Source organism: Zarconia sp. (genome assembly GCF_057467645.1).
In genome coordinates this window covers 62,607-77,255 of sequence record NZ_JBRJXU010000170.1, presented here as the reverse complement: position 1 = coordinate 77,255, position 14,649 = coordinate 62,607, and the positions used below count along the sequence as shown (strand labels likewise).

Below are 14,649 nucleotides of genomic sequence, written 5' to 3'. Positions count from 1 at the left end.
TCGTCGCACAGATGAAACTCATATATCCAAAAGCTTTGCCCTCCGAGGGAGACAAGGGAGAAGAGGGAAAGTCATCAAACTGACCCATTGTCAATTGTCAATTGTCAATTGTCCATTGCCCTCTGCCCCCAAACCCCAATCAACCCAACCAGGGACTCACATCCACCTTCAAACTCTGTCCGAGTTGCAACAAGTGGAGGAGCTGCGGAGAACTCCAGTTCATTTCCGGAGATGGCACCGGTTGGCTTTGGGATTCCATCGCCGCCGTTTCGAGATCGATCGACCAATTCCCAACCCGACCGTGGAGCCACGCAAAATACAACTCCTGGGGTAGATCGAGACAGACTTCCAATTGCAGCCCAACAGAGGCAGCGATCGCCCGTTCGATACATTGGGCTTGAGCTGCCCCCCGAACGGCATCTTCCTCGTGCAGCAAGTGCCAGAGCGATCGCAAAATCAGCCGCTCTAGAATGTCCTTGGCTTCGGGAACCTTCAACTGACAGTGCAAGTGACCCGCTTCCGTGGCAATGGCTTCCAATTCTGCCAGGTGTCCTTGACCCCAAGTGGAATCATCTCCCGCATCCTCCAACTCGCGATCGAGGGCGCGAACGGTTTCCAAGCACCGCTGACTCAAAGCAATATCCGCCGCCACCTGCAATTCCTGGGGAACCGGCAATTCGTTTTGATGGAAAGCCACCAAAATGCTGTAGTTTTCCCGATAGACCTGGCTGTAGAGGCGATCGAGCCGTCCTAGAGTTTCCTGGTTGAGCAACTGAACGATGCGCTGGCGTTCTTCCGCAAACAAATCCTGGGGAGTGAAGGATTCTCCGTCAAACTGCTCGTTCATTGCCAACACGAGCCGCGCCGCACTGGCATCTTGGAGGCTGGCAAACAGTGTCTGCTTGAGCTGGGTATAGGCCAAACGATTGGAGAAGGGTTGGATGCAACAGTGGAAGTCCAAGCCCCCCAAATGCAACACCCCAAACACCAGATGCACCGTCTCGCGGGTAATCGTCGAGGTCAGATCCAACTGACCCACCGCCAGAGCCAGGACCCCCATGCGCTGGAGGTGGTAATCGATTTGATGGGTGTCGTAGCAATAGACGCGACTGCGCTCGCCGTAGGTGGTAAACAGGGAGCTGATGGCATAATGAGCCGCCACCTGCTCGATGCTAATTTGAGAGGTCTTGACCCGTTGGCGGTAAACATCGGCCCCATCGGCAAACATTTCCACAACGTTACTCGGAGCTTTGGCGATCTGGCGCACGAATTCCGGTTCGAGATCCGCCCCAGCTACTTCTCCTGCCAACTCGATCGCCCGCGCCGCGTAGCGCAGAATCTGAACCCCTTCCGGGCGAGATAGTTCCTCGAAAAACCAGCCGCAACTGGTAAACATCAGCAAGCTGTGACGCTGCATCTCCAAAAATCGCAAGGCATCGAGCCGTTCCGATTCGTTGAGGGGATGGGATTGGTGGCACTCTAAGAACCGAGCGATATTTTCCGGGGCGCGATCGCGAATCACTTGGATGTACTCATCTCGCGCCAACCAGGGATCGCGCAGCAGGGCAGAACCTTGGGTTTCGTAAATTTCGGCGAGGCGATCTCGCAGCCAATTCAAAGAATCCCGCAGGGGTCGCCGCCATTTTTGATGCCATTCGCCACCGCCGCCGCAGCCGCAATCATCTTCCCAACGAGCGACCCCGTGAGCGCAACTCCACGCCGTCGCCGGTTTGAGTTCGCACTCCCACGTGGGCGGATTGTGGGCTAGGTAATGGGCGTAGTTGGTCACCGTCCAACCGCGCTGGGGAAATTCCCGCATGAAGCAGTACGCCAAACATTTCTCCTTGCCCCGTTTGTGATGACCGAAGGTTTCTCCATCGGTGGCAACAGAAATCAGTTGGGACGGACGGAAATCGCCCCGAACGGCCAAGCCCAACCGACCGGCAAAGATTTGGGAACTATCGAGCAAATCGTCGAACCCCATATCCCGCGAAATCGGTCCGTCGTAGAAAAAGATATCGATATAGGCTTCCGGATCGCTTTTAAGGTAACAGCGGTAGGGACGAGTGGGATCGATTTGTCCGCCCCCCACTTCGTGCCACTCGGGATGGGGATCGTCGTCGGTGGCCATGGCGCGGCAGCGTTCCACCTGGGAGGGAGCGAGAATAATAAACTTAATTCCTTCGCGCACTAACGCATCTAACGTCGGATAGTCTACCGCGGCTTCCGCCAGCCACATGCCTTCGGGATCGCGTCCGAACCGGGAGCGAAAATCTTCGATCCCCCAGCGGATTTGAGTGTACTTATCGCGCTCGTTGGCGAGGGGCAAAATGATGTGGTTGTAGGCTTGGGCAATGGCATTCCCGTGTCCGCCCAATCGCTCGCAGCTTTTACGATCGGCTTCTAAAATCTTTTCGTAGACTTGGCGATCGTATCCTTCGAGCCAGGTCATCAGCGTCGGCCCGATATTGAAGCTCAAATACTCGTAGTTGTTGGCAATCCCCACCACTTCGCCGCGATCGTTGCAGATGCGCGCAAAGGCATTGGGACGGTAGCATTCGTGGTAGATGCGCTCGTTCCAATTGTGAAATGGCGCGGCTCCCGGCTGCCGCTCGATGGCGTCGAGGTAGGGATTTTCGCGGGGGGGCTGGTAGAAGTGACCGTGAATTGCAACGCACACCCCCGTTGCAGTGGTTAGCGGTTCGACGGCTTCGGTGCGATCGAAATCTACAGTTTGTCCCCGATGGGGGGATTGAGAAGTAAATGTCATGGAAGATCTGAGTTGATAAGGTTTAGAGGGTTCCCCAAGCGATCGCACCCGCTCCCGAGTTCGGGTGAAAATCGTGAAGAAGGCAGCCTGCGGGCAGCCTCGAAGAAAAGACTTAATTAAAACTTAATTGAAATCGCAAACTAGATGGAGCGCTCGCGAAGGATAAAATTGGCAAAAATTCAGGATGTCGATCTTTCTATTTCGACCCGATCGGTCAGTTCTGACGAGTAGACAGCGATGGAATGCTTTTTGATTCAAATTCTAGCACCCTCGATCTTAGCACTCCATTCTTGCGTTGGGGACTTTGCATGGGGTGCTTTTGTGAGGAAACGATCGAAAATTTTAATGACGAACATAGCATTTTGACAGAGCCAAAACGCTGGGGACAAGGGGCGATCGACGGATTAGAGTAGAGACACCCACACTGTAAGATAGTCCCGAATGTATTCCTGCAATTATCTGAGGAAAACTCTCGGAAATTCGATATGTCCACAAAAAATTTAATCTTTATCCTCTTATTACTTTTCGTTCCCATTTCTTGGGCAGCTCACTTTCTCGAATGGGGATCGCTGACGATTTTTCTCATGGCGGGTTTGGCGATCGTTCCCCTCGCCGCTTGGATGGGAACGGCGACCGAAGAATTAGCGGTCGTCGTCGGTCCGACCCTAGGCGGTTTGCTCAATGCCACCTTTGGGAACGCCACAGAACTGATTGTTGCTTTAATTGCCCTGCGGGCCGGCTTGCTCGATGTCGTCAAAGCGAGTCTGACCGGCTCGATTATCAGTAACCTCCTGTTGGTCATGGGGTTTGCGATGCTATTGGGCGGAATTCGCTACAAAGAGCAAGAATTTTCCTCAACCATTGCCCGTTTGAACGCATCGGCGATGAATTTGGCCGTGATCGCGATTTTGCTACCCACTGCTGTGGCCGCGACTTCCTCAGGCATCGAACCGGGAACGATGCAGAAACTCTCCACGGCAGTCGCGATCGTCTTGATTATCGTCTACGGACTGACGCTACTCTTTTCGATGAAAACCCACGCCTATCTGTGCGATGTCGGCGAAGCGGAAAACCAAGAAGAGGGCGAATCTCCCAACCCCTGGATTTGGGGCGGTGTTTTGCTCGCTTGCACCCTGGCGGTTGCCGTGGAATCGGAACTGCTGGTGGATTCCCTCGAAGAAGCCACATCCTATCTGGGACTGACCGCTTTATTTACTGGGGTGATTATCGTTCCGATCATCGGTAATGCTGCCGAACACGCGACAGCTGTTACCGTGGCGATTAAAAACAAAATGGATTTATCTTTGTCGGTGGCGATGGGGTCGAGTTTGCAAATTGCCCTGTTTGTCGCCCCAGTCCTGGTGCTGGCGGGATGGGTGTTCGACCAGCCGATGGATTTGAATTTCAACCCCTTTGAACTGGTGGCCGTTGCCGTTGCGGTGCTGTTGGCAAATTCCGTGAGTTCCGACGGTCGATCGGATTGGCTGGAAGGGGCTTTACTCCTGGCAACTTACACCGTCCTTGGCTTTGCCTTTTTCTACCATCCGTAAGCTCGAGTCAATTGCGGGCGATCGCATCTCATCACTGTCGATCGCTCGTGACTCGATGACTGCTAACCGTCCTAACCCTCCCGAGTCCTGCCGCGGGCAACGAAACCGGTCTGCACCTGAGTGTCTGATACATCTGTGTCAAATCCTTGATTTCTCATGGCAATTCGATAACCGGCCCTGAGGCAAGTCATGGTTTGTAGGCGATCGCACGGGCAAAAAACAAGCTGGGAACCGTAAAAAAACGTCAGTTTTGGATAAGACTGTTTCGGGTGAGCGTGGGGAATGGGGAATGGGGAATGGGGAATAGAGTACCCGACTCACCCGTAAGGAGATTCTCCGATGTGCGATGGGCTGCCTCTCGAATAGCCAGCCCGCCCGAACAGCAATCAGAGTCAGGATTTGAGTCTACGACTTCAACAAAACTGACGTTAAAAAAACTCGAGTTCGGGTTAAGGATGTTGAACCCTCGATTTTCAGTTGAAACAACGCCAACTCGTTTTCTCGATCCTGAAATTGACAGCAACAGAATGCGGGTTTTCGCTGATTCTGAACTCACCTTCAAAAACAAAATTCATACGGAGCAAAACTTTTAGATTCTGAGTTTGCCACTCAGGCTCCAAGCGACTCTGAAGTGACAACATTTTTTGATGAACGACCCGAACGAGATTTAAAAACAATAAACATCGTTTGTCAAGCTTTGAGTCGATGAACTGTAAATTTTAGGTTAGAGTTAAAACTTTTTTTGATATTCGATCCGAGATTTTTCGGTCGAGATTATTTTGAGAGCGAGTATTGGTCTATCCCTCGATCGAATAGCTAGTAAAAATACGGATTTAATTTATAAAAAAATTACAAAGCAAATTTTTTTTCTAGGTCAATCGAGATTTTTACTTTCAAAAAAATGATGTTATACCGAAAAAGTAAACGCGAGCGCAAACAATGCTTGTGTAGATATAACTACTCAATCGAAATAGGCTACAGATTCAAGATATCTTTGAAGTTTTAGAAGCTTAGAATATCTAACTCAGAAACGAACAAAACATCTAACAAACTGTAATCTAACCGTATATCGCCGATCGATTGAACCTTCAAGCGTCTTTGGGGTAACTAAATCAACAGAATTCATTCGAGCGAGAAAAATAGATGGGCGATCGAAAAGATGCAATTTCAATTTGGGATAATAAATTCAATGATTCGCAAGACCCAACGCATTTTCACCTCTCTTTCGGCGGCGATCGCGATGGGCTGTAGTCTTTCGACAGTAGCCCAAGCCAATCCGATCGATCCTGCGCCCGATCGAGCTGAAGATATTCCCCAAAAACTATTTCTCCCAACCGACTCGGAAAATTCTGCCATCCCATTATTCGAAGAGGAATATCAAAAAATAATTGTTGGCGGTCTTTTAGATGGCGAATCAGCTGACTCTCCGCGTCAGCGCATCGATCCCAATACGACAACCTCCTTATTTGGTGGCGTGGGTAGCATCACCGCTAAGGGTTTTCTCTGTACGGGTGCGGCAATTAGCCGCACTCACATTCTGACAGCAGCCCATTGTCTCGACCAAAATGACAACGGATTGTGGAACGACGATCTCAATCCCAGCAACGTTTTGTTCAATCTCAATTTCGGACAAAATCGCTCCCACCGCCTTCGGGCTCAACAACTCGATATTCATTCTGACTACACCGGGTTTGCTAAACCGAGCATCAACGACGATTTAGCGATTATCACCCTCGAAGATCTTCTCCCGGAAGACATTCCCATTTACGAGCTGTATCGCAATCCCCTCGTTGCTGGAGATATTCTAACCATGGTGGGATACGGGGCTTCAGGCAACGGCGTAGATGGCTACACCACGGGAGCAAGTATCAGTAAAAAGAGAGTGGGTCAAAATAGTGTCGATCGATTTAGGAGAGATGATGAAGGTAGCGGTGAGAACGAAGTCTTTTTATACGATTTTGACGGCCCCGATTCTTCCACGAACCGCATGGGAGGGACAACCCTCGGTAACGATATCGAAGCGATCGTCGGACCGGGGGATTCTGGAGGACCGAGTTTTATTTGGGACGACGATACCTTAAAACTTGCCGGAATTAATACTTTTACGTTTGGGGGTGGGGGCAAGTTTGGGTCGACTGGGGGAGGAATTATGCTTTCAGCTTATACCGACTGGATCGATGATATTGCCATGTTAAACATCCCTGAAACCGATAATGGAGAGCAACCCGCCAAAGTCCCAGAACCGGGAACGATCGCCGGTCTCACCCTCGTAAGTCTCTGTTTGCTGCGCAAGGGTAAATACAGCAAACGCCATCTCGACTAACGTCAGTTTTGGATATGACTGTTTCAGGTGAGGACGGGGAGTGGGGAATGGGGAATGGGGATGGAGTACTTTCCTCCTGAGCCAGGAAATCTCGCCAGTGTTGTCCCTTTGCTGTCGCGAGGCTTGCCGAACGCCCGAACCTCACCCAGAGTCGGCATCCCGGCGAGGTCGCGGTAGTAAAACTGACGTTATCTAGGAGATCGACTCGTGGCAACGCGATCGATGACTCTCCCGATCTCCCCCTCACTCCAACAGTTGGGCTAAGCGATCGCGAAACGCATCCATCCCAAACTGTGCCAGCATCTGCTCTCTGAGCCACTCACCATTGCAACGACGATCGCCCCCCAGCAAAATTTCAATGCAAGCCGCCGCGACGGCCTCGGGGTCGCGGTGGGGAACCTGCCAGCCCAGTCGGCCGTCCTGGAGCGGGTCGGCGGAGCCATCGCGATCTCCAGCTAAGACGGGAATCCCAGTGGCCATGGCTTCGAGGTAAACGATTCCAAATCCTTCTTGAGAGGGCATGATATAGGCATCGGCAACTCGGTAGTGGTCGGGTAACTCCTCATCTGGGACAAACCCGGCAAAAATCACCCGATCGACGACCCCTAAATCCTTCGCCAATTGTTCCAAACGCGGTCGATCGTCCCCTCGCCCGATCGCTAAATACTTGACATCGGGAAACTTTCGTAAAATTGTCGGCAGTGCCCGAATGGTAACGTCAACTCCTTTATAGATATCTCCCGACCACAGTCTCGCCACGGTCATCAGCACTTGAGAACCTTCCAAACCATACTTCGCCACTAGATGAGGAGGTTTAGGAGCGGGCGTAAACATTTCCCCCCGAATTGCACAGGGCAACAGCTCGAACTTTTGCAGGTCGAGGTGGTTGGCGCGGCAGGCTAAATCCCGGCTGTAGCGGCTAATGGTCCAAATGCTTTGGGCGTGCTCTAGGGCATCCCGATGCAGTTTGGGTAGCGGGTCCCACACTTCTTTGCCATAGGTTAGCACCGTATAGGGAATGCCCAACGGCTGGCACAACATCCGAATCAGAGGGGCGAGGTTGATGTGACCGCAAAACACGCGATCGGGTTTTTTGCGCAATAGTCTCGCCAGGAGCGTTGCAGCGAGTCGGATGCGCCCCCACCACAGGGGTAAGGTATGCAGATAGTGAAACTGCATCGGATTGGGTTTTGTGCGATCGCCCGTATCGAAGGGATTGTCACATCCCAAACCGTCTCGGAGTAACAAAATCTCAGCCGTGCGTGCCCGATCGGTCGTGATAAGAGTAGAGTATGTGCGAAGAATATCCTTCACGTAAGACTGAATCCCCCCCTCGCCCGAAAACACTTCCAAAAAAACAAAAATATCCTCAGTTGTTTTCGGATCGCCGGTTACATCCATCATTGCTTTGATTCCCGTCAAAACTCTTGGGGTCGATTCGATCGATTCATCCACGCTGACGGTTGAAAATCTTTCCTTCCCACGAGAAAACCTACTGGTCATCTTTCAATCATCTTCCCTTGCTCGAGAGTGTCCGCTATTTGCTGTTAATTCTTAAACCATTGCCCCGATCCCATCTTTGCGGTCGGTGGCACTCCAATGCTTTTTCTCGCATTAGCCTCAATTGGTTACTCCGATGCACGGTAGAGCGAGTGAGAGCTCTAGGGATAGGGTTTGCGCCCACCCTTGACGGCACGCTGCGTGAGGTGCTTTCGGCTCGCAATTCCTAAACCCCAATACTACTAGTGTATCCCGTTGAGAAAAGTGACGATCGTGGAGGTGAGAGACACCGATTCTGGCCGTCAGTCTTCACCGGTCATTTTGTCCTGGGTCTAGTCGTCGTCCTCTGTGAATTCATTGATAGATCCGTCGCCATTCTCCGATCTCATTTGAAAACGCGATCGAAGAAGTTACAGGCGAGTCCGACTTTAAGTCTCGATCGCACTCCCTAACCTGAATTATTCATCAAACGCTCAAGTCTCGATCGCAAGCGACCCTCACGCCAACCAACTATTTTTCGGGTAAGTGTCCAGCTGCCTTGCTAGACAAGGCTTAGAGAGTGTCGTCGAACTTCAGGAATCATGCAGCCTCAATCTAAAATCTCAAGTCTATAGCAGTTTGCTGAAATCTTGACCCCACCCAGAATAGACCGAAAAAATGTAAACATCCGCAGGGGTCGTGCCTCTGTATTTACACCGTTGCTGATGATTGGAGTCTACCTTTGTGAAAACTGCGATAAGATCGGGTTTCGCACCTAAAATTTCATAAAAGTCAACGCCTCTTCTAGCTTGTCAAACCTCACATTTGCGGGGCTTTCTAACCAGAAAAGACGTTGACAAAGTCGATTTAGCTCGATGTGGAGCGATCGAAATTTAGAACAAGCCTAAGGTTAAAGACTCATCCAAGGGGAAGGTCGCACCGATTCCCAGCCAAAGAGTGGCGAGGGTTCCGAAGATAAACACGGCGGTGGCAACCGGACGGCGGAACGGATTCTGGAACTTGTTCACGCTTTCAATAAACGGAACCAGCATCAGACCCAGAGGAATCGCCGAGGTAATCGCAATTCCGAGCAACTTGTTCGGAAGGGTGCGCAAAAGTTGGAATGAAGGGTATAAGTACCACTCTGGCAAAATTTCCAGAGGCGTTGCAAAGGGGTTGGAAGGTTCTCCAACCATGGCAGGATCGAGTACGGCTAAGCCAACCACGCAAGCGATGGTTCCCAGAATCACAACGGGGAAAACATACAAGAGGTCGTTGGGCCAAGCAGGTTCGCCATAATAGTTATGGCCCATGCCTTTGGCAAGCTTAGCTCTAAGATTCGGATCGCTCAGATCCGGCTTTTTCAAGGTGGACATCGTTATTCGCGTTCTCCTGAATTAAGAGCGTATTGGCGGTGTAGTCTCTAAAATTGTAATTTGATATTTTGGTATTTTCCCAGTGATGGGATGTCCCATATCGAGTTCAATCAATTTACAACGGACCGGAGATGCCCTGCTTGCGAATCATGAGGAAGTGCAGCAGCATGAAAACGGCAATTAACCACGGCAACACGAAAGTGTGAAGGCTGTAGAATCGAGTGAGGGTCGCTTGACCAACGCTCGTTCCACCCCGAATGGCTTCAACCATCAGCCCACCCACAACGGGAATGGCTTCAGGGACGCCGCTCACAATTTTGACAGCCCAGTATCCCACTTGGTCCCAAGGCAAAGAGTAGCCGGTGACCCCGAAAGAAACGGTAATCGTTGCCAAGACAACTCCGGTGACCCAGGTTAGCTCGCGGGGCTTTTTGAAGCCACCGGTGAGGTAAACCCGGAAAACGTGCAGAATCATCATCAACACCATCATGCTGGCAGACCAGCGATGGATCGAGCGGATCAGCCAACCGAAATTCACATCCGTCATTAAGTATTGTACGGAGGTAAAGGCTTCGGTAACCGTGGGTTTGTAATAAAACGTCATGGCAAATCCAGTGGCGAACTGGATGAGGAAGCACACCAACGTTACTCCACCTAAGCAGTAGAATATGTTAACGTGAGGCGGAACGTACTTCGTCGTGATATCGTCGGCAATTGCCTGAATTTCCAGACGTTCCTCAAACCACTGGTAGACTTTTGAATCAGTTACCTGTTTGGAAAACATTTACAGTAGATCGTGAATCTTGCTATAGAAAATGTAACACAACTTGACAGGCTCTAACCTAATTGGTTTTGGCAATCTCCTCCGAAGCTGCCAAAAATCTCGTGCGTTATGGGTTCGAGGCAGTTTTCTACCCTCCAGGGAAATCTGAGAAACTCCGGTGAGATAAATTTACCTGGGCAAATTTTACATCGCTCTGGCACACTATACACAAGCCATCGATCGATACTCTTGAATTAAGGTTGTTATTATGCGTCAACGAGCTTTCTGGGTTGGACTCATTGTCGTGCTACAAGTTGTAGTCGGCGCGTTTTGGTGGAGTTACCCCGCTCTTGCCCTGACCGAGGAGCAAAAACTAGTTTCAGAAGTGTGGCGCATTGTCAACCGTTCCTACGTAGACGATACCTTCAACCATCAAAACTGGTGGCGAGTGCGCCAGCAAGCCCTCAAACGGCGCATGAGCGATCGGCAACAAGCCTACGACACGATCGAAGATATGTTGGCCCGTCTCGACGATCCCTTTACCCGCCTCCTCAGACCGCAGCAATACAAAACCCTGCAAGTCAGTACCTCAGGCGAACTGACCGGTGTGGGACTGCAAATCGCCATCGATCCCGAAACGAAAGCCATTGAAGCGATCGCTCCCATTGCCGGCACCCCAGCGGAGTTTGCCGGCATTCAACCCAACGATTTGATTTTGAATATCGATGGCGTGCCGACAACGCAACTGTCTCTCGAAGAAGCAGCCAATCGCATGAGGGGACCGATCGGTTCTCACGTGATTTTGCGAGTGCAGCGACACACCGATCGAAAGATTGAAGATCTCGATATCGTCCGCGATCGAATCGCCATCAACCCTGTCTATGCGGACCTGCGACCCCTCGACGATCGAACCGATCGACAGGTGGGTTACATTCGCCTCACTCAGTTTAGCGCTAATGCCACGACCGAAATGACCCATGCCCTGGCAGATTTAGAAGCACGGGGGGCCGATGCCTACATTCTCGATCTGCGGAACAATCCGGGAGGATTGCTGCAAGCCGGGATTGAAATCGCTCGCCTGTGGCTCGAAGACAGCACCATCGTCTATACTGTCAACCGGCAGGCAATTTTAGGTAGCTTTGAAGCGGCTGACACCGCTCTGACAAAAGATCCCTTAGTGGTGTTAGTCAATCAAGGAACCGCCAGCGCCAGTGAAATTCTCGCCGGTGCCCTGCAAGATAACGAACGAGCCACCTTAGTGGGCGCTCGCACCTTTGGCAAAGGGCTGATTCAATCCCTATTCGACCTCTCCGACGATGCCGGACTTGCTGTCACCGTCGCTCGCTACGAAACCCCAAATCATACGGATATCAACAAGTTAGGTATTACCCCGGACTTTCTCGTCAAGCAAGAGGCACTGACGCGAGATATCGTCGCAACTCCAGCGGATAAGTCTTACCAAAAGGCGATCGATTTGTTAAGCGGTCAAGGTTTAGTGGCGAGTACGACGAACTTGCGGGCTGCGGCAAAGAATTAGTCCGGTCATCGCCGGTTGGGATTGCGTGTGGGGTGACCGGTTGTGGGGCTTCAAGTCACCCTCAACCAGAGCGGATTCTCCCTGCATTTAGGTAGCGATTCCGACATCTAACCCCGACCTAGATGACCTCAACTGCACTGGAACATCCGGAACTCGCGCCTCACGTTAACGATAAGAGTTCTTGGGCAATCGGCCCGAAAATCCTTGAAACCCTTTCGGAGGGCAGGCTGTTAGCGTTTCGAGCGGAAAATTCTTCAAATCCACGGCCAATCAGCGTTTCAACGATTTTAATTTGACGACTTGGAAGGTTATTTGTGAAAAGATTGCTGTACCTAAGTTTTAGCGATTGCCCTTTAGCTACTCAATCACCCAGAATCCCTGAAATGTCGAAGAGGCGATCGCCTAACCTTCCAAGTCGTGTCAATTTCTCTTGCCCAATAACTCTATAATTCCCGATCGAGGAAACTCGCGTGTTGAGCTTCTTCAAGGTCAGCTTGCACTTTCAGCTCTCGCACGCATTCTTGAGCCGCACCAACCGTCAAACCGGCAATCGCCCCGACAATTGCGTATTTCATGTGGGTGTGGGTGTAGTAATCGGTGCGAGCAATTTCGGCTGCTGCTACGCCCAACCCCGCACCGAGAATGGCGGTAATCAGACTCGCAAAGACGATCGTCGGCATGTTCACGGTATCCCCCAGACAGTGTGTCATCGATGGACTCGCTCGTGCTACTGCTAGCGTAAGCTGAATAGGTCTCAAATCGATCGACTTGAGACCTCGAAGACACGCTTTTTAAAAATCTGTAATATTGCGTTACCACAAATCCGGAGGCAGATAAGACTCCTGACGCTCTAACCAATCTTGCCCGATTTGGATGGTAATATCCGATTCGATCGCCCCGGTACTATCGATGCGCACTTCTCCAAACCCCAGCAGGCGACGCAGCCGTTCGGCACTCTTCGAATCCCCCGACTGAGCGATAATGCGAGTCTCTTGCAAGGGTTGAATTGAAGCGCGATCTTCGTAGATATTCGCATATCCACCGTCGCTGAGCTTCTCGATCAGGGCATCGACGGCTCTCACTCGTTCGGTGGTATCTTGAATGGCAATGCGCAAATAAGCCGGATCGATCGCCAGCGCCCGTTCTGATTGGTAACCGCGATCGAAGTGGGCGGCCATCATTTCATCGATCGCCCCGTAGTTGGGAAGCCAGTAGCTCGGATGTGCTGGAGATGCCGGGATATTAAACTCTCCGGGCAACATCATCATTTGGGTATTCTCCCGTGTCATATTCGAGGCAAAACCCACCAGTGCGACCAATTCCTCAACGCTGAGATTGGTATCGATGTGATCTTGAATCACGGAGAGAATTTGCGGCATCCGCACCAGGGTGGCTGGATTGAGTGCTTGTTCGATCGTCGCTCGCATTAGCATTTGCTGGCGTTGGATGCGACCGATATCTCCCCAGGTATCGTAGCGGAACCGGAGAAACTGGAGCGCCTCTTCCCCGTTGAGGTGTTGTTCTCCCTTTTTCAAATCGATATACAAATGCTGGGTGTTATCCGTATACTTCATATCCTTGGGAATGTAGACGGAAATCCCCCCCAGGGCATCCACCAACTTTTCAATTCCCTGAACGTTAATGCGGACGTAGCGATCGATCCCCACTCCACCCAGAAGTTCGCTCACGGATTTGGCACTTAATGCCGGTCCTCCAGCACGATTGGCTTCGTTAATTTTCGTTTCCCCAACCCCTTCGATCCAGCTGTAGGTATCGCGCGGAATCGAGAGCAAGCTCAACTTACCGTCCTTGGGATCGAAACGCACCATCAGCATACTATCGGACAACCCGTCGAGAGAATTTACCAACGGTTCGTAACCCGACTCCGTCGCTGGTAAATCCACATCTGAGGTAATGACTTTCGTCCCCAGAACTAAAATATTGACCGGTCGGGTCAGTTCCGGCAGACGCATGTTCATCCGCGCCAAATCCTCGGAACTAAAGACTTCTAACTCTTCTGCCGAGAGTTTCGATTGCATCAGCGGCGTACTGGAGAGGGAAAACGCAAGCAACGCCCCGGCCGTTGCCGAAAGCATTGCCACTCCAGCTAATCCCGCTCCCAACCACAGCCAATTTCCCACACCCGATTTCGCCGGTTTTTTGGGAGTCGATCGCTCCTTCGTGGATGAAGTTTGGGTTGGATTGACACGATTCTGAACTGGCACTGGATTCCTCACACTCAATTATTGTTGGGTACTTAGAGATGACCCTCTGAACACCGAACGCAATACCTTGTCAAGGCAGGCGTTTGCCGATTTTTTCGATTCCCGGTAGCCCCAGGGGTTTTCGTCTCCACAAACGCACCATCAAGCCGAAATTCATTAAAAAATAGGTGGTCGTCCACAGGCTATTAGCTATCTCCAACGGGAGTACGGGCAATTCCGAACTTCGAGCGCTCATTCCTAACAAAATGTACCCTGAAAGCCAAATTAACGCTAGGGTAACAACCAACCGACTCGCTGATTTCTTCGCTGGGGAGCCTTGCCCTCGATATAGCGTCCACCAGGCTGGGAGGAAACCAAAGACGGGAATCAGGTAGATAAACACTTCGAGGCGTTGGAAATCATCTCGACGTTCGGGGGGTAGGTTGTTCACGATCGTAAAAGGGAGAAACGGGTACTGGGGACGCTGGCGGGGAAACGGCTTTCAAAGGAATGCTTTTTAGAATCGATGCGTTCGCGCGCGCGTCTCATGCAGGAGAATCGAGCATTGGAATGGAACGAGATTTCAAGGGCTTGCTCTCCCCCCTTCGGTCGACGCGGGGTCCGACCGCTTCCCCTGCTTCCATCGC

At 51.4% G+C, this 14,649-nt stretch carries 10 protein-coding genes; 3 read left to right on the top strand and 7 right to left on the bottom strand.

Features of this window, described 5'->3' with window-relative positions; genetic code table 11:
* Positions 1-139 precede the first annotated feature (139 nt).
* The gene (locus tag AC2215_RS25135; RefSeq protein ID WP_486812766.1) at positions 140-2,770 is read right to left on the bottom strand and encodes a DUF3536 domain-containing protein; all 2,631 of its coding nucleotides are present in this window, start codon (positions 2,768-2,770) and stop codon (positions 140-142) included.
* A gap of 485 nt (positions 2,771-3,255) precedes the next feature.
* On the opposite strand from AC2215_RS25135, the gene cax reads away from it, so the two are divergent.
* Both cax and AC2215_RS25125 read left to right on the top strand, forming a co-directional pair.
* Entirely contained in the window at positions 3,256-4,320 is a 1,065-nt protein-coding gene (gene cax, locus AC2215_RS25130; RefSeq protein WP_486812765.1) for a calcium/proton exchanger, read from the top strand.
* A gap of 1,189 nt (positions 4,321-5,509) precedes the next feature.
* Positions 5,510-6,643: a trypsin-like serine peptidase gene (locus tag AC2215_RS25125; protein ID WP_486812764.1), complete on the top strand. Its 1,134-nt coding sequence runs from the start codon at positions 5,510-5,512 to the stop codon at positions 6,641-6,643.
* A gap of 243 nt (positions 6,644-6,886) precedes the next feature.
* On the opposite strand, the gene AC2215_RS25120 is transcribed toward AC2215_RS25125, so the two are convergent.
* The 3 genes from AC2215_RS25120 to petB form a co-directional block, all read right to left on the bottom strand.
* A complete protein-coding gene (locus AC2215_RS25120) occupies positions 6,887-8,047 on the bottom strand; it encodes a glycosyltransferase (protein WP_486812763.1) in 1,161 nt (386 codons plus the stop codon).
* Positions 8,048-9,015: 968 nt separating this feature from the next.
* On the bottom strand, positions 9,016-9,498 hold the full coding sequence (gene petD / locus AC2215_RS25115) for a cytochrome b6-f complex subunit IV (RefSeq protein ID WP_486812762.1): 483 nt from the start codon (positions 9,496-9,498) through the stop codon (positions 9,016-9,018).
* A 115-nt stretch (positions 9,499-9,613) separates the two neighbouring features.
* The gene (petB, locus tag AC2215_RS25110) at positions 9,614-10,282 is read right to left on the bottom strand and encodes a cytochrome b6 (RefSeq protein ID WP_486812761.1); all 669 of its coding nucleotides are present in this window, start codon (positions 10,280-10,282) and stop codon (positions 9,614-9,616) included.
* A gap of 247 nt (positions 10,283-10,529) precedes the next feature.
* On the opposite strand from petB, the gene ctpA reads away from it, so the two are divergent.
* The gene (gene ctpA, locus AC2215_RS25105; RefSeq protein ID WP_486812760.1) at positions 10,530-11,798 is read left to right on the top strand and encodes a carboxyl-terminal processing protease CtpA; all 1,269 of its coding nucleotides are present in this window, start codon (positions 10,530-10,532) and stop codon (positions 11,796-11,798) included.
* A 443-nt stretch (positions 11,799-12,241) separates the two neighbouring features.
* Here the strand turns inward: ctpA and AC2215_RS25100 are convergent, their stop codons facing one another.
* The 3 genes from AC2215_RS25100 to AC2215_RS25090 form a co-directional block, all read right to left on the bottom strand.
* Positions 12,242-12,508 (bottom strand): hypothetical protein, encoded by a 267-nt coding sequence (locus AC2215_RS25100; RefSeq protein WP_486812759.1) that lies wholly within the window; start codon positions 12,506-12,508, stop codon positions 12,242-12,244.
* Positions 12,509-12,610: 102 nt separating this feature from the next.
* On the bottom strand, positions 12,611-14,023 hold the full coding sequence (locus AC2215_RS25095; RefSeq protein WP_486812758.1) for an LCP family protein: 1,413 nt from the start codon (positions 14,021-14,023) through the stop codon (positions 12,611-12,613).
* A 70-nt stretch (positions 14,024-14,093) separates the two neighbouring features.
* Complete coding sequence (locus tag AC2215_RS25090) at positions 14,094-14,453, bottom strand: hypothetical protein (protein ID WP_486812757.1); 360 nt, start codon at positions 14,451-14,453, stop codon at positions 14,094-14,096.
* Between the last annotated feature and the right edge of the window lie 196 nt (positions 14,454-14,649).

Excerpts from the sequence above, each read along its gene's own strand:
- AC2215_RS25135 (WP_486812766.1), bottom strand. The coding sequence starts at position 2,770 with ATGACATTTACTTCTCAATCCCCCCATCGGGGACAAACTGTAGATTTC.
- cax (WP_486812765.1), top strand. The coding sequence starts at position 3,256 with ATGTCCACAAAAAATTTAATCTTTATCCTCTTATTACTTTTCGTTCCC.
- AC2215_RS25125 (WP_486812764.1), top strand. The coding sequence starts at position 5,510 with ATGATTCGCAAGACCCAACGCATTTTCACCTCTCTTTCGGCGGCGATC.
- AC2215_RS25120 (WP_486812763.1), bottom strand. The coding sequence starts at position 8,047 with ATGATGGATGTAACCGGCGATCCGAAAACAACTGAGGATATTTTTGTT.
- petD (WP_486812762.1), bottom strand. The coding sequence starts at position 9,498 with ATGTCCACCTTGAAAAAGCCGGATCTGAGCGATCCGAATCTTAGAGCT.
- petB (WP_486812761.1), bottom strand. The coding sequence starts at position 10,282 with ATGTTTTCCAAACAGGTAACTGATTCAAAAGTCTACCAGTGGTTTGAG.
- ctpA (WP_486812760.1), top strand. The coding sequence starts at position 10,530 with ATGCGTCAACGAGCTTTCTGGGTTGGACTCATTGTCGTGCTACAAGTT.
- AC2215_RS25100 (WP_486812759.1), bottom strand. The coding sequence starts at position 12,508 with ATGACACACTGTCTGGGGGATACCGTGAACATGCCGACGATCGTCTTT.